This is a genomic window from Amycolatopsis alkalitolerans (assembly GCF_006152065.1).
Lineage (GTDB): Bacteria > Actinomycetota > Actinomycetes > Mycobacteriales > Pseudonocardiaceae > Amycolatopsis_E > Amycolatopsis_E alkalitolerans.
Genome location: NZ_VDFW01000027.1, coordinates 1 through 14,575 on the forward strand (window position 1 = coordinate 1; position 14,575 = coordinate 14,575).

The window sequence follows — 14,575 nt, forward strand, 5'->3', positions numbered from 1 at the left end:
GCCCGCTTCGGCTCCCCCGCCCGCGCCGACGCCGCCCGCCGCGCAGGCCCCGGCGCCGCAGACCCCGGCGCCGCAGGCCCCGGCGCCCGAATCCGACGGCAGCGGCCCGTACGTCACGCCACTGGTGCGCAAGCTCGCCACCGAGCACGGCATCGACCTGTCGACCCTGACCGGCAGCGGGGTCGGCGGCCGGATCCGCAAGCAGGACGTGCTCGCGGCGGCCGATGCCAAGCAGCAGCAGGCCACGCCCGCCCCGGCCGCGGCGCCCGCCGTGCAGCGGCCCAGCGCCCCGGCCCCGGCGGCTTCGCCGGAGCTGGCGGCCCTGCGCGGCACCGTGCAGAAGGCGAGCCGGATCCGCCAGGTCATCGCGCAGCGCACCCGCGAGTCGCTGCAGACCTCCGCGCAGCTGACCCAGGTGTTCGAGGTCGACGTCACCAAGGTCGCCCGGCTGCGCCAGCAGGCCAAGGCGGGTTTCGCCGAGCGTGAGGGCGTCAAGCTGACCTTCCTGCCGTTCTTCGCGAAGGCGACGGTCGAGGCGCTCAAGGCGCATCCGAACGTCAACGCCTACCTCAACGAGGACACGAAGGAGATCACCTACTTCGGCGAGGAGCACCTCGCGGTCGCGGTGGACACCGAGAAGGGCCTGATCTCCCCGGTCATCCACGACGCCGGCGGGCTGAACCTGGCGGGTCTCGCCCGGGGTATCGCGGACCTGGCGGCCCGCACGCGGGCGAACAAGGTCACGCCGGACGAGCTGTCGGGCGGCACCTTCACCATCACGAACCTGGGCAGCAACGGCGCCCTGTTCGACACGCCGATCATCAACCAGCCGCAGTCCGGGATCCTGGGCGTCGGCGCGGTGGTGAAGCGGCCGGTCGTGGCGACCGACGCCGACGGGCAGGACACCATCGCCATCCGGTCGATGGCGTACCTGGCGCTGACCTACGACCACCGCCTGATCGACGGCGCCGACGCGGGCCGGTTCCTGACCACGATCAAGAACCGCCTCGAAGAGGGCCACTTCGAGGACGAACTGGGCCTGTAGGCGGCTTCGGAAGGGGCGCCCGGTGGTCCTCCGCGGGGCGCCCCTTCGCATACCCGGAATAGGGTGAGCCCATGCGCGTCCTGGTCGCGGGCTCCCGCGGGCTCATCGGCACAGCCCTCGTCGCCGCTCTCACCGATGCCGGCCACCAAGTGCGGCGGCTCGTGCGAGGCACCGGCGACTACACCTGGGACCCGCCGTCCGGCCGGATCGACGGCAAGGCGTTCAACGACGTCGGCGCGGTCGTGAACCTGTGCGGCTCGTCGATGGTCACCCGATGGAGCGCGGCCCGGAAGCAGATGATCGCCGACAGCCGGATCGAGCCGACCGAGGTGCTCGCCGAAGCGGTCGCGGAGCACGAGATCCCGGTCCTGGTCAACGCCTCCGCCGTGGGCTACTACGGCGACCGCGGCGACGAGGTTCTCGACGAGACCGCATCCCGCGGCGAGGGTTTCCTGGCGCATCTGTGCGAGGCATGGGAGGCGGCCACCGCACCCGCCAAGCGTGCCGGAGCCCGCGTGGTGCACGTGCGGACCGGGCTCGTGCTCAGCCGCCGCCGTGGCCTGCTCGGCCTGCTCAAGCCGCTGTTCCGGCTCGGCCTTGGCGGGCGGCTCGGCGACGGCAGGCAGTACCTGCCGTGGATCAGCGAGCACGACGAGGCCGCCGGGATCCGGTTCCTGATCGAGCACGAAACGCTCGCCGGACCGGTCAACCTGTCCGGCCCCGAACCCGTCACGAACAGCCAGTTCACCAAGGCGCTCGGGCGGGCGCTGAACCGGCCGGCGCCGTGGCGGGTGCCCGGTTTCGCGCTCGAGGCGGTGCTCGGCGAGGCCGCGGACGAATTGGTGCTCGTCTCGCAGCGGGCGGTGCCGGCCGCGCTGCGCGAGGCCGGATACTCGTTCGCACACTCCACTGTGGACGCTGCACTGGCGGCCGTTCGTTGATCCGCTGGCCGCTCACCGGGGCCGGGTTCCTGTGCCTGTTCATCGTGCTCGGCGTCGTGGTCGCGAAGCACCCCCTCGCGCTCGATCTCGCGGTGACCGGTGCGTTCTACGGGCTGTGGCGCGGCACCCTCGGCCAGGTCACGAGTCTGGTGAGCGATCTGCTCGGGATCGCCGTCCCCGCCGTGGTCGCGATCGGGCTGCTCACCGGCGCGATCCTCGCCTGGTACCGGGGTTCGCGGCGGGAAGCGTGGCTGGTCGCGCGGGCGCTGGTCGTCTACGGGGCGGCGCGGCTCACCAGCTGGCTGGCCAAACCGCTCTTCCTGCGCCAACGACCACGGGAGTACGCCGAGTTCAGCTATCCCAGCGGGCATGTGGTGGCGATCGCGAGCAGCGCGCTGGCTCTCGTGCTGCTGTGCCGGTGGCTCGCCCCCGCGATGACCCGCTGGGCCGCGCTCGCCTCGAGCCTGGTGACCGCGGTGGTCGCGCTGACCCGGCTGCTCCTGGGGGTACACTGGCTCACCGACACCGTCGGCGCGGTACTCGGCGTGCTCGGCACCGGACTGCTCGCCGCGAGTGTGGTGCGGCTCCTACCCGGACCTATATCTGGACCGGCCCATGCGGCGTAACCTGGCGTTCTGTGAGCGTTTCCTCTTGCCGCGCCGGCACCGAACCGGTCGACGTCCGTCCCATCGGCACGATCGACTACCTCGAGGCATGGGAGCTGCAGCGGACGTACGTCAACGCCCGCGCCGACGGCACCGGGCCGGACACGATGCTGCTGCTGGAACATCCGTCGGTGTACACGGCCGGCAAGCGGACCGAGCCGGGCGACCGGCCGGCCGACGGCACCCCGGTCATCGACGTCGACCGCGGCGGCAAGATCACCTGGCACGGGCCGGGTCAGCTGGTCGGTTACCCCATCATCAAGCTCGGTGACCCGATCGACGTCGTGCACTACGTGCGGCGGCTGGAAGAGGCGCTGATCAAGGTGTGCGACCAGTTCGGCGTGCACACCGGCCGCGTCGAGGGCCGCAGCGGGGTGTGGGTGCCAGCCGACGAGCGCGGCCTCGAGCGCAAGATCGCCGCGATCGGCATCCGGGTCCAGCGCGGGGTCACGATGCACGGGTTCGAGCTGAACTGCGACGCCGATCTGTCCGCGTTCGACAAGATCGTCCCGTGCGGTATCCGGGACGCGGGCGTGACCTCGCTTTCCTATGAGCTGGAGCGCGACGTGACCGTCGCCGAGGCGCTTCCACTGGCCCGCGACGCCGTGCTGGCCGCCCTCGACGGTGAACTGCCGGTGAGCGAGGACCGCTGGCTTTCCCGCCCCGCCGCGCCCCTCGCCCCCGGCGTCACCTTCGCGTTGCAGCCCTGAGGCACTCAGTCCAGCTGGGGTGCGATCGCGGACGCGATCAGCTCCAGGTGGTCGAGGTCCGACAGGTCCAGCACCTGCAGGTACAGCCGGGTGATCCCGGCCTCCTCGCGGAACCGGCCGATCTTCTCGACCACCTCCGCCGGTGTTCCGGCAAGCCCGTTCCGCCTGAGTTCGCCGGTTTCCCGGCCGATCGCTTCGGCGCGGCGCGCCACCTCGGCGTCGTCCGCGCCCACGGCGACCGTCAGCGCGACGGAACGGGTGATCTCCTTGGGGTCGCGGCCGATCTCGCGTGCGGCCGCCTCGACCCGCTCGAACTGGGCGGCGGCCGTCGCCGCGTCGGTGAACGGCAGGTTGAACTCGTCGGCGTAGCGGGCCGCGAGCGCGGGCGTGCGCTTCTTGCCGCCACCGCCGATGATCACCGGCGGGCGCGGGGTCTGCACCGGCTTCGGCAGCGCGGGCGAATCCTTGAGCTGGAAGTGCTCACCGGCGAAGTCGAACGTCTCGCCCTCGCGGGTTTCCCACAGTCCGGTGATGATCGCGAGTTGCTCTTCGTACCGGTCGAACCGCTCCTTCAGCGGCGGCAGCTCGATGCCGTAGGCGGTGTGCTCACCGTCGAACCAGCCGGCGCCGAGGCCCAGTTCGACTCGCCCACCGGACATCTGGTCCACCTGCGCGACCGAGATCGCGAGCACCGACGGGTGCCGGAAGGTGGCCGATGTGACCAGCGTGCCGAGCCGGATCCGCGAGGTCTCGCGGGCGAGCGCGCCGAGCGTCACCCACGAGTCGGTCGGCCCTGGCAGCCCGGAAACCCCGCCCATCTTCAGGAAATGGTCGGACCGGAAGAACGCGTCGAAACCGGTTTCTTCGGTCTTTTTCGCGATCCGAGACAGGTCGTCGTAGCTGGCGCCTTGCTGGGGTTCGGTGAAGATCCTCAAGTCCACAACTCCACACTAACGGGTGGCCTTGCTCGCTCGCGGCGTGATCCGTTCGGCGCCGGGCCACGTCGTCGGCGCCGTGGTGCTCTTCAGCGGCGGCAGGAGTGCACATCGAGGTGGACGCCGCACCCCCGCGTGGCGACACCAGTTCGGCTCGTCCCACCTCGGCGCCGGTCGACCCGGCCAAGGCCGAACTCGCCAAGCAGGTTCTCGCCCAGGTGGCGCGGACGTACTTCCGTGAGCCGCGCCGCTCACGGCTGGTCGATGCGGCGGAGCCGCGTGAGCAACTGCGTGATCACCTCTTCGACCTGCCCGCCGACCTTCTCCGGATCCGGTGAGCTCGCGATTTCCGTTGCGGCGGCGGACAAAGCGCCGAACAGCAGGCGCGCGGTGATCTCCACCGGCACGCTCTCCACTTCGCCGGCTTCGATCAGGTCCTCCAGGCTCGAGCGGATCAGCCCGAAGCTCGCCCTGTCCTCCGCCTCACGCCAGCGTTCCCAGCCCATCACCACCGGCGCCTCGTGAATCGCGATGCGCTGGTACGCGGGATCGAGACAGGCCGAAATGAACGCGCGCAACCCGCGCAGCGCGCGCTCCCACGCCGTCTCGGGCCCGCTCATGATTTCTTCGAGCCGGCCGAAGACACCGCTTTCCACCTGACTGAACGCCGCTTCGAACAGCGCCTGTTTGCCGCTGAAATGGTGGTACAGCGCGCCTTTGGTCACTCGTGCCCGCTTGGCGATCTCGTCCAGCGAAGTGCCCGCATACCCCCGTTTCGTGAACAGCGCGACCGCACTGTCCACCAGCGCGGATCGCGTGGACTCCGAATAGTCGAGCCGCCTGGACCGCATTGTCGCCACCGACACAGTTTACGCCAGCCCCCAGGTTCACATACCCGTGGTATGTTCGCGGTGCCGGCATCATACCAACAGTATGGAGCAGACCGAGAGTATGCACCGGGTCACAGAAGGGGACGACCCATGGGCTGGACGGATTTCTACCAACGACGAGACATAGCCGACGCGGTGTTGCGGCGCGCCTCCCGTGATCCGCGGGCGCACCTGCCCCTCGCCGAGATCCCCGGCGCGAAAGAGGTCTTCGGAAGCGAGGAGCAACTGCTGCTCGCCCTGCAGTACCGCTGGAGCCGCCTGCTCAGCGGGCATCTGCGCACCGAGTTCGAAGACGGGACCGACGATCACGTCGAGGCGGTGACGCGCGCGTGGCACCGCGCCGTGCGCGCGAACCGTACGCTGCGCGCGGTGCTCGACGCCCAGGTCGAGCGCTACCCGGCCGTGCGCCAGATGCACGAGGCCGAAGTGCGGATGCTGGCGGTGGCCGCCGGCCTGGCCGATCCCGGCGAGCCCGCCGACGAGATCACGAAGGTGGGCACGGCGTTCTTCGCACTGCTGCGGCACGGGCCGGAACTGGAGGCCCCGCGACGCAACCCGCTCGGGCACCTGCTGAAGATGCTCGCCCCGAGCGCCTGACGATCTAACATCCGTGCATGGCGAAGTGGACGGAAACCGATATCCCGGACCAGACCGGGCGCACGGTGCTCATCACGGGCGCGAACTCCGGGCTCGGGCTGCGAAGCGCGAAGGTCTTCGCGGCCAAAGGCGCGCGCGTCCTGCTCGCCTGCCGGTCCGCCGAACGTGGTGAGCAGGCTCTGCGCACCGTCCAGACGGTCGCGCACACCGCGCCCGAGCTCATCCTGCTCGATCTCGCCGACCTCGGCTCCGTCCACCGGGCGGCCGCCGAGGCACGGGATCATAGCGGCGACGCACTCGACGTCCTGATGAACAACGGCGGGATCATGGCCACGCCCAAGCGCCGCACCGCCGACGGGTTCGAGCTGCAGTTCGGCACCAACCACCTCGGGCACGCGGCGCTCACCTGGCAGCTGATGCCGGCCCTGCGCCGCGGCACGAACGCTCGCGTCGTCACCCTGACCAGCTTCGCGGCGACCGGCGCCAAGATCGATCTGGCCGACCCGAACTACGAGCACCGGCGCTACAACCCCGCCACCGCGTACGGACAGTCGAAGCTCGCGAACCAGGTGTTCGCGCTGGAGCTGGACAGGCGGCTGCGGGCCGCGGGCGAGGACGTCGTCAGCGTCGCGGCCGCGCCCGGCTATACGGTCACCAACCTCGAAGCGAACATGGCGAAGACGTACCCCGGGCTGCTCGGCCCGCTCATCGCGGGGACGTCGAAACTAGGCGACCTGCTGATCGCGCAGGACGTCCGGATGGGCGCGTTGCCGCAGCTCTACGCGGCGACGGCGGCCGGGGTCAACGGTGGCGACTACCTCGCCCCTGGCGGCCTCCAACTGCGCGGGTACCCGCGCATCGTCAAGCCGCTGGCCGCGGCCCTCGATCGCGCGACGGGCGCCGGGCTGTGGGAGCTGACGGCGAAGTTGACGGGCGTCACGCCGGACCCGGCATAACCATGGCGGTCACCTACCTGCTGCTCGCTCGACTCCCGGACGGGCAGCTGGCGGCGTTCGAAGCCTACGAGAACGCGGTCCTCCCACTCCTCGCCGAGCACGGCGGGCGACTCGAACGGCGGCTGCGGACGCCGGACGGCCGCCTCGAGGCTCATATCGTCACGTTCGACGGTGACGAGGACTTCGCCGCCTACCGCGCCGATCCGCGGCGCGCGGCCGCCGCGCCGCTGCTGGCTTCGTCGGGCGCGCAGATCGACCTGCACGCCATGCGTGACGTGCGTTGATGCGGGGCAGTGCGATAGATCGCAGCACGGGACGCCGCCCGGACCGCACGCGTACGCTGGCAGGCGTGACTGCTGCGCCTGAAGGTCGGAAGCTGCTGCGGCTCGAGGTCCGTAACGCGGAGACCCCGATCGAGAAGAAGCCGTCCTGGATCAAGACGCGGGCGAGGATGGGGCCGGAGTTCACGGAGCTCAAGGGCCTGGTCCGGCGGGAGGGTCTGCACACGGTGTGTGAGGAGGCGGGCTGTCCCAACATCTACGAGTGCTGGGAAGACCGCGAAGCCACCTTCCTGATCGGCGGCGACCAGTGCACCCGGCGCTGTGACTTCTGCCAGATCGACACCGGTCGGCCCGCCGCGCTGGACACGTCCGAACCGCGCAAGGTCGCCGAGAGCGTGCAGGCGATGGGCCTGCGCTACTCGACGGTCACCGGGGTCGCCCGCGACGACCTGCCCGACGGTGGTGCGTGGCTGTATGCCGAGACCGTGCGCCAGATCCACGCGCTCAACCCCGGTACCGGCGTTGAGCTGCTGATCCCCGACTTCAACGCCGACCCGGCCCAGCTGGCCGAGGTGTTCTCCTCCGCGCCGGAGGTGCTCGCGCACAACATCGAGACCGTGCCGCGGATCTTCAAGCGGATCCGTCCCGGGTTCCGGTACGCGCGCTCGCTGGAGGTCCTCACGAGGGCCCGTGAAGCCGGGCTGGTGACCAAGTCCAACCTCATCCTCGGCATGGGTGAGACCCCGGACGAGGTCGAGCCCGCGATGCGCGACCTGGTCGAGGCCGGGTGCGAGATCCTCACCATCACCCAGTACCTGCGCCCCTCGGTGCGGCATCACCCGGTGGACCGCTGGGTCAGACCGGAGGAGTTCGTCGAGCACTCGGCCGTGGCCGAGTCGCTGGGCTTCGCCGGGGTCATGGCGGGCCCGCTGGTGCGGTCCTCGTACCGCGCGGGCCGGCTCTACGCACAGACCAAGCGCCACCGCGGCGAGCCGCTGCCCGAGAACCTCGCCCACCTGGCCGAAGCCGGGCCCGCCGCGCAGGAGGCCGCGAGCCTGCTGACCCGCTGACTTTCAGGGTTCGTCCCTGAGGCCGCTCCCCACCGGCCGCGCTAGGTTGGACCTCGACACCGACAAATCGGGCAGGGGGGCGTGCCGTGGTCACCGATATCCTGAACTGGCTGCAGAACCTTCCGCAGCCGGCGCTGGTCGGCGCCACCGGTCTGCTCGTGTTCCTGGAATGCACGATCGGGCTGGGCTTCCTGGCGCCCGGCGAGTCGGGCCTGCTCGTGGCGGCGACGACAGCGCACACCGTGCCACGGTTCCTGATCCTGTGGGGCGTGGTGACGGCGTGCGCCACGATGGGTGACTCGATCGGGTACGCCATCGGGCGGCGGTGGGGGCCGCGCCTGCGCGAGACGAAGCTGATCCAGAAACACGGCGTGGACGCGTGGGACCGGGCGACCGGGATCCTGCACAGGCGGGGCGCATGGGCCGTGTTCTTCGCACGGTTCCTGCCGGTGATCCGCACCCTGACCCCGGCCGCGGCCGGCACCTCGGGCCTGCCGTTCCGCAAGTTCCTGCCCGCGGCCTTCGCGGGTGCACTGTGCTGGTCGGCGCTGCACATCAGCATCGGCGTGGCGCTGGGCGAGGCGGCGAAGCGCGTCGAGAGCCTGATGAGCACCGGCGGGTTCATCGTGCTGGCGCTACTCGCGGCGGCCGGGGTGTTCTTCGCCCTCCGATGGCGCAAGAAGCGCGCCGCGCCGGTCAGACAAGAGCAAGAGACCGACTCGAGCGTGTGATCTCGGCGTCCCGAACGTAGATCTCCGCGGCGGTGGGCAGGCGGTGGTGTCATCCGGGGGGAATCGGGCGGTGGACCGACGCTTCGGCAGACGCACCGGCGCGCCAGTCGGCGATCCACGGGCCCGTGCCCTCGCTCGGGTCGAAAACGCCCTCCTCCAGCCACCTGTACCGCCCATCGAGGACACCGGCGGTCAGCTCGCGCGCCTCGTCGTCGGTGTTGTCCCAGAGCGCGTCGAACAGGACCTCGATGCGCAGCCGCGCCTGGCGGCAGAACACGTCCGCCAGTTCCCGCGCGCTCTCGGTGTCCTCCCGTTCGGCTCGCACGCAACTGGCGGCCATCGCGAACAGTTCGGCACCGATGTCGACGATCCGCCCGAGGAAGCCCTGCCGCTTCTCGAGCCCGGCCTGCCAGCGCGCCATCCCGTAGAACGTCGAGCGCGCCAGCTTGCGTGCCGTCCGGTCGACATACCGCAGGTGCGGCGCGAGCATGCCGAACTCGTGGAACGAGGTCGGCACGTTTCCCTTGCCGCTGACCAGCTGTGCCAGCCACTTCGCGTAGAACCCGCTCGCCTTCGCCGCCGCCTTCGCCTTGTCACGCGGTGACGCCTCGACGTCGGCGAGCGCGCCCGCGGCCGCCAGATGCGCATCGACGGCCTCACGCGCGATGAACAGGTGCATGATCTCCGTGGAACCCTCGAAGATCCGGTTGATCCGCAGATCCCGCACCAGCTGCTCGGCTCCGACCGCCCGCTCGCCACGCGCCGCGAGCGAGGCCGCGGTCTCGTACCCGCGCCCGCCGCGGATCTGCAGCAGCTCATCGGCGACCTGGCACGACATCTCACTCGCCCACAGCTTCGCCAGCGCCGCCTCGATGCGGATGTCGTTGCGCCCCTCGTCGCTCATATACCCGGACAGCTCCTGCACGCTCTCCATCGCGAACGTCGTCGCGGCGATGAACGAGATCTTGTTCGCCACCGCACCGTGCCCGGCGATCGGCCCGCCCCACTGCACCCGCTCGGCCGACCACTCGCGCGCGATCTTCAGGCACCATTTGCCCGCCCCCGCGCACATCGACGGGATCGACAGGCGGCCGGTGTTCAGCGTGGCCAGCGCGATCTTGAGTCCCCTGCCCTCGCCACCGACCACGTTCTCCTTGGGCACGCGGACGCGGTGGAACCGCGTCAGCCCGTTCTCGATCCCGCGCAGGCCCATGAACGCGTTGCGCCGCTCGACGGTGATACCGGGGCTGTCCATCTCGACGATGAACGCCGTCACCCCGCCCGGATGCCCGTCGGAAGCCGGCACCCGCGCCATTACCACGACGAGTTCGGCCACGACCCCGTTGGTGGTCCACAGCTTCACGCCGTCCAGCTCGTAGGCCTCGCCGTCCTCGGTGGGCACCGCCGAGGACGCGAGCCGCGCCGGGTCGGAGCCGACGTCCGGTTCGGTGAGCAGGAACGCCGTGATCGCGCCCCTCGCGCAGCGGGGCAGGAACTTCGCCTTCTGCTCGGGCGTGCCCGCGAGTTTGAGCGGTTCGGGCACGCCGATCGACTGGTGTGCAGAAAGCAGCACGCCGAGCGTCGGGTTCACCGAAGCGACGAGCATGAGCGCGCGGTTGTAGGCGACCTGGGTCAGGCCGAGCCCGCCGTACTCCTCGGGAATCTTGATCCCGAAACAGCCGAGCCCCGCGAGCCCCTTCACGTACTCGTCGGGAATCCGCGCCTCGCGCTCGATGACGCCGCCGTCGATCGTCGCGCAGTACTCGCGGAGCCGGCCGAGGAACTCCTCGGCCGGCGCCGCGGCTTCGGCGGCGGGACGCGGGTGGGGATGCACCAGATTGAGCCGGAACCGGCCGAGATAGAGCTCCTTCGCGAACGACGGCTTGACCCAGCCGGTCTCGCGGGACTCCTCCGCCAGCGCACGGGCCTCCCGTTCGGTCACCTTGGCTCGTGTCATCGCAGCCACCTCCTCGGCGTCAAGAGCTTTGTGACGAGTGTTACCCACGAGTAGCGACAGGAAAACCCCCAATCGCCGGAGCGTGTTCCGGCCGTCACCAGAAATGGCCGTGCCAGTGCGCGCGGGGCACCATGGGCGGTAAGGGGAGGGGATCGACATGTCCGAGATGACACTGCCCCGTCCGGTCGGGTTCGTGCTCGGGGGTGGCGGCAGCCTTGGCGCCATGCAGGTCGGCATGCTGCGGGCGCTCGACGAGCACGGCATCCGCCCGGACCTCGTGGCCGGCACGTCCGTCGGCTCGCTCAACGGCGCGGTCCTCGCCGCCGCCCCGGAGGACGCGACGCGCCGCCTGCCGGAGATCTGGACGCACCTGACGCGCGCCGAGGCGTTCCCCGGCGGCGTGTTCAGCCGGGTCCGCACGCTCCACCACGCGAAAACCCACCTGTTCCCCAACACCGGACTCGCGATGATCATCCGGCAACATCTCGGTGGGGGTGCGACGTTCGACGACCTCGAAGTTCCCCTCGGCGTGGTGACCACCGACGTCGACACCGCCGAACCCGTGCTGGTCCGCTCCGGCGAACTGCTGCCCACCCTGCTCGCGAGTTCCGCGATCCCCGGGATCTACCCGCCGGTCGAGCACGAGGGCCGCCTGCTCTACGACGGCGGCCTCGTCGCGAACGTGCCGATGAGGCAGGCGCTGCACATGGGTGCGCGCTCGCTCGTCGTGCTCGACTGCGCCTTCCCCGGCCAGATCCCGTCGCCGCCGCACACGTTCGCCGAGGTCCTGATGTACACGGCGATGATCAGCATGCGGAACCAGGCCGTGCTCGAGGCGCCGCTCGCGGCCGCCGAGGTGCCGGTCGTGTACCTGCCGGGACCGGTGCCGGTGCGGATGAGCCCGCTCGATTTCAGCCATACCGCGGAATTGGACAAAAGTGCCTATGGGGCCGCCCTGGCATATCTCGACGACCTGCTCGTCGCCGGTCCCGGACTTTACGGAGGACCCGGTGTGAAAGTCGTGTCAGCCGCGGAAAGCCCAGCGTGACACACGCCACTTCGCCGCAACAAACCACGTGGTGGGCCGTCCATACCAGCGCGGTACTTTGATGCACAGCCCGCTCCTTCGACCTCCACAAAAGAGACCTGATGTTTTTGACCAAGCCTTTACGTCTTCCTGGCAGATCTCGTTCCGGCGTGCTCATCGGCCTGTTACTGACCGCGCTTGCCGTTTCGGCGTGCAGTTCCGGCAATTCGGGCACGACCTCCCCTAACGGAAACAACGGCGGTGCTGCCACGTCGCCGGCGGCTCCCGCGGTGTCGCTCTCGATCCAGCCCGCCGCCGACTCGACCAACGTCAGCCCCACCACGCCGATCGTCGTGAAGGCCGCGGGCGGCACCATCACCGACGTCACGGTCACCAACGCGGCCAAGGGCACCAAGGTCAACGGCAGCCTGTCGGCGGACAAGACGACGTGGACGTCGAGCGATGCGCTCGGCTACGGGGCGAAGTACCAGATCGACGCGCACGCGACCGACCCCTCGGGCAAATCCGTGGACCAGCAGAGCACCGTGAGCACGATCAAGCCCGCGAAGCAGGCCAACGCGAACCTGATCCCGGCGCCGTCCTCGGTGGCGCAGACCGGCGTCGGCGTCGGCCAGCCGATCGTGTTCCAGTTCTCCTACGACGTGAAGAACAAGGCGGCGGTGGAGAAGCAACTGTCGGTCAAGTCGAACCCGCCGCAGGAGGGCGGCTGGTACTGGGTCGACAGCAAGAACGTGCACTACCGGCCGAAGGACTACTGGCAGCCGGGCACCACGCTGACGGTGTCCGCGAAGATCTACGGGGTCGACTTCGGCAACGGCGTGTACGGCGCGGAAGACCGCACGGAGACCTACCACGTGCACGACTCGTGGATCGCGAAGGCCGACGGCAACACCGAACAGATGCAGATCTTCCACAACGGGCAGATGGTCAAGTCGATGCCGATCTCGATGGGCAAGGACGCGACCCCGACGCATCTGGGCGCGCACGTGATCTCGTTCAAGTCGGCGAACTACATCATGGACTCGTGCACGTACGGCGTGTGCCCGCCCGACCCGAATGCGTACCGGTCGAACGAGCAGTGGTCGGAACGCATTTCCAACGACGGCGAGTTCGTGCACGAGAACCCGAACAGCGTGGGCGCGCAGGGCAGTACGAACGTGTCACACGGCTGCATCAACCTCAACGCGGCCAACGCCCAGTGGTTCTTCAACACCTTGGGGCTCGGCGATGTCGTCGAGGTGGCCAATTCCGGCGGCCCGCAGCTGCCCGTGTGGGACCTCTACGGCGACTGGGCCTTGTCGTGGAGCCAGTGGCAGAAGGGCAGTGCACTCAGCTGACCTCGCTTCGAGAGGCCGGGATCTCCGCGGGGGATCCCGGCCTCTCGCTATTCCCCGACCGGGTGGCCGTGGGTCGCGACGACGCTCGTCACGACGAGACCCACCACGACGACCGCGGCGAGGTGCACCGGCAGCGGAGTGAACGACACCGCGAGCACCAGCGCGGCCGCGAGCGGGAACCCCACGGCGATCGGGCGGCATTCGTTGCGCGGCCCGACATGCAGCAGCCACACACTCAGCAGGTACAGCGCGATCGGCACGTTCAGTGCGAGCGCGGTGCCCAGCCCGCCGAGATGGCCGGTGTGGGTGTCGTAGTCGATCACCAGCTCGAGCCCGGTCCCGACGGCCGCCGCCGAGCCGAAGATCACGTAGTGCCCGTAGCCCCACACGTAGCCCCGCCGGAACTGCGCCAGCCGCCGGTGCGCGGGCTGGTCGAAGTAGAGCCACCACATCGCGAACACGATCGCCACCCCCGCGATCGCGACCGAGATCAGCCCGCCGGCGGGATGCCCGCTGCCGAGTGCCTCCTGCAGCGCGTTGCTCGCCGCGAGCACCGATTCGCCGAGCACGATCAGGGTGAACAGCCCGTACCGCTCACCGATGTGGTGCGGGTGCCAGTTCGTCGGGGCCGCCTGCTCGGCCCAGACCGGGACCAGCAGTTCGGCCACGACGAGCACGAGGAAGCTCGGCAGGAACCACGATTCCGGCACCGCGAGCCGCAGCAACCAGCCCAGCTGGACGACGGTGACCCCGAGCGCGTAGCGCAGCGCGGTCGGCCGGTTGCCCTCGTCCTGGCGCGCCGCGCGCAACCACTGGCCGACCATCGCGAACCGCATGATCACGTACCCGGCGGTGACCGTGGTGAAGTCCTCGTGCCAGGCGTCCGGCACCCCGGCGGCGACCACGAGGGCGCCGACGATCTGCACGAACGTCGCGACGCGGTACGGCACGTCGTCGGTGTCGAAGGCCGACGCGAACCAGCTGAAGTTCACCCAGCCCCACCAGATCGCGAAGAACACCAGGAGGTAGGACAGGACGCCGTGCCCGATCTGGTGCTCGGCGAGGGAATGGTGCAGTTGCCCGCCCGCCATGCTCACCGCGACCACGAAACACAGGTCGAACAGCAGCTCCAGCGGTGTCGCGGCGCGATGCCGCTCCGAACGGTCTCGGGCCGTCATCGGCCGGTACCACACGTGGGCCGGGCGCGGTGCGCGCTCGTCGGGCATCTCGGCTCCTCCGGTCAGGGGCAGACGGCCGATATCCCATCATGAAAACGCGCTGGGCTCGGGTGGGCTCAGCTCCCCCTCCTGCGAGCCCACCCGAGCGGGTGCCTTCGCGCGATCACCGAACGGTCCCCCGCGGACGCCGGCAATGGCGCCGAGAAATGAGCGTGCGTGTCCCCATCGGACGAC

The 14,575-nt window shown here is 70.1% G+C and carries 15 protein-coding genes; 11 read left to right on the top strand and 4 right to left on the bottom strand.

Annotation, left to right across the window (positions count from 1 at the left end; all coding sequences use genetic code 11):
• The 4 genes from sucB to lipB all read left to right on the top strand — a co-directional run.
• Positions 1-1,045: 2-oxoglutarate dehydrogenase, E2 component, dihydrolipoamide succinyltransferase (gene sucB, locus FG385_RS25325; protein WP_139099298.1), on the top strand; the 1,045-nt coding region annotated here is incomplete at its 5' end.
• Between the two features lie 71 nt (positions 1,046-1,116).
• A complete protein-coding gene (locus tag FG385_RS25330; protein WP_139099299.1) occupies positions 1,117-1,986 on the top strand; it encodes a TIGR01777 family oxidoreductase in 870 nt (289 codons plus the stop codon).
• Entirely contained in the window at positions 1,983-2,612 is a 630-nt protein-coding gene (locus FG385_RS25335; RefSeq protein ID WP_139099300.1) for a phosphatase PAP2 family protein, read from the top strand. The genes FG385_RS25330 and FG385_RS25335 overlap by 4 nt, the downstream gene beginning before the upstream one ends.
• 11 nt (positions 2,613-2,623) lie before the next feature.
• The gene (gene lipB / locus FG385_RS25340) at positions 2,624-3,361 is read left to right on the top strand and encodes a lipoyl(octanoyl) transferase LipB (protein WP_139099301.1); all 738 of its coding nucleotides are present in this window, start codon (positions 2,624-2,626) and stop codon (positions 3,359-3,361) included.
• 5 nt (positions 3,362-3,366) lie between these two features.
• Here the strand turns inward: lipB and FG385_RS25345 are convergent, their stop codons facing one another.
• Positions 3,367-4,302, bottom strand: a complete 936-nt coding sequence (locus tag FG385_RS25345) for an LLM class F420-dependent oxidoreductase (RefSeq protein ID WP_139099302.1) — start codon at positions 4,300-4,302, stop codon at positions 3,367-3,369.
• A 245-nt stretch (positions 4,303-4,547) separates the two neighbouring features.
• Positions 4,548-5,147 carry a TetR/AcrR family transcriptional regulator gene (locus FG385_RS25350; protein ID WP_139099374.1) on the bottom strand — a complete coding sequence of 200 codons (600 nt, stop codon included), beginning with the start codon at positions 5,145-5,147 and terminating at the stop codon, positions 4,548-4,550.
• Between the two features lie 129 nt (positions 5,148-5,276).
• Between FG385_RS25350 and FG385_RS25355 the strand changes: the two genes are divergently transcribed.
• From FG385_RS25355 to FG385_RS25375, 5 genes are all read left to right on the top strand, one after another.
• Positions 5,277-5,783 carry a hypothetical protein gene (locus tag FG385_RS25355; protein ID WP_139099303.1) on the top strand — a complete coding sequence of 169 codons (507 nt, stop codon included), beginning with the start codon at positions 5,277-5,279 and terminating at the stop codon, positions 5,781-5,783.
• A gap of 17 nt (positions 5,784-5,800) precedes the next feature.
• Positions 5,801-6,739, top strand: a complete 939-nt coding sequence (locus tag FG385_RS25360) for an oxidoreductase (RefSeq protein WP_139099304.1) — start codon at positions 5,801-5,803, stop codon at positions 6,737-6,739.
• A 2-nt stretch (positions 6,740-6,741) separates the two neighbouring features.
• A complete protein-coding gene (locus tag FG385_RS25365) occupies positions 6,742-7,023 on the top strand; it encodes a hypothetical protein (RefSeq protein WP_139099305.1) in 282 nt (93 codons plus the stop codon).
• A 65-nt stretch (positions 7,024-7,088) separates the two neighbouring features.
• Positions 7,089-8,090, top strand: a complete 1,002-nt coding sequence (gene lipA / locus FG385_RS25370) for a lipoyl synthase (RefSeq protein ID WP_139099306.1) — start codon at positions 7,089-7,091, stop codon at positions 8,088-8,090.
• Between the two features lie 86 nt (positions 8,091-8,176).
• The gene (locus FG385_RS25375; protein WP_139099307.1) at positions 8,177-8,821 is read left to right on the top strand and encodes a DedA family protein; all 645 of its coding nucleotides are present in this window, start codon (positions 8,177-8,179) and stop codon (positions 8,819-8,821) included.
• A gap of 49 nt (positions 8,822-8,870) precedes the next feature.
• On the opposite strand, the gene FG385_RS25380 is transcribed toward FG385_RS25375, so the two are convergent.
• Positions 8,871-10,778, bottom strand: coding sequence for an acyl-CoA dehydrogenase family protein (locus tag FG385_RS25380; RefSeq protein WP_139099308.1), 1,908 nt, complete (start codon positions 10,776-10,778; stop codon positions 8,871-8,873).
• 157 nt (positions 10,779-10,935) lie between these two features.
• On the opposite strand from FG385_RS25380, the gene FG385_RS25385 reads away from it, so the two are divergent.
• Entirely contained in the window at positions 10,936-11,826 is an 891-nt protein-coding gene (locus FG385_RS25385) for a patatin-like phospholipase family protein (protein WP_139099309.1), read from the top strand.
• A gap of 101 nt (positions 11,827-11,927) precedes the next feature.
• Entirely contained in the window at positions 11,928-13,163 is a 1,236-nt protein-coding gene (locus FG385_RS25390; protein ID WP_139099310.1) for a L,D-transpeptidase, read from the top strand.
• A 47-nt stretch (positions 13,164-13,210) separates the two neighbouring features.
• Here FG385_RS25390 and FG385_RS25395 read toward each other — a convergent pair whose 3' ends face one another.
• Entirely contained in the window at positions 13,211-14,389 is a 1,179-nt protein-coding gene (locus FG385_RS25395) for a low temperature requirement protein A (protein ID WP_139099311.1), read from the bottom strand.
• Between the last annotated feature and the right edge of the window lie 186 nt (positions 14,390-14,575).

Bases quoted from the DNA above. Each gene is read 5' to 3' on its own strand.
- FG385_RS25355 (WP_139099303.1), top strand. From the start codon at position 5,277: ATGGGCTGGACGGATTTCTACCAACGACGAGACATAGCCGACGCGGTG.
- FG385_RS25330 (WP_139099299.1), top strand. From the start codon at position 1,117: ATGCGCGTCCTGGTCGCGGGCTCCCGCGGGCTCATCGGCACAGCCCTC.
- FG385_RS25385 (WP_139099309.1), top strand. From the start codon at position 10,936: ATGTCCGAGATGACACTGCCCCGTCCGGTCGGGTTCGTGCTCGGGGGT.
- FG385_RS25390 (WP_139099310.1), top strand. From the start codon at position 11,928: ATGTTTTTGACCAAGCCTTTACGTCTTCCTGGCAGATCTCGTTCCGGC.
- FG385_RS25360 (WP_139099304.1), top strand. From the start codon at position 5,801: ATGGCGAAGTGGACGGAAACCGATATCCCGGACCAGACCGGGCGCACG.
- FG385_RS25395 (WP_139099311.1), bottom strand. From the start codon at position 14,389: ATGCCCGACGAGCGCGCACCGCGCCCGGCCCACGTGTGGTACCGGCCG.
- FG385_RS25350 (WP_139099374.1), bottom strand. From the start codon at position 5,147: ATGCGGTCCAGGCGGCTCGACTATTCGGAGTCCACGCGATCCGCGCTG.
- FG385_RS25380 (WP_139099308.1), bottom strand. From the start codon at position 10,778: ATGACACGAGCCAAGGTGACCGAACGGGAGGCCCGTGCGCTGGCGGAG.
- FG385_RS25365 (WP_139099305.1), top strand. From the start codon at position 6,742: ATGGCGGTCACCTACCTGCTGCTCGCTCGACTCCCGGACGGGCAGCTG.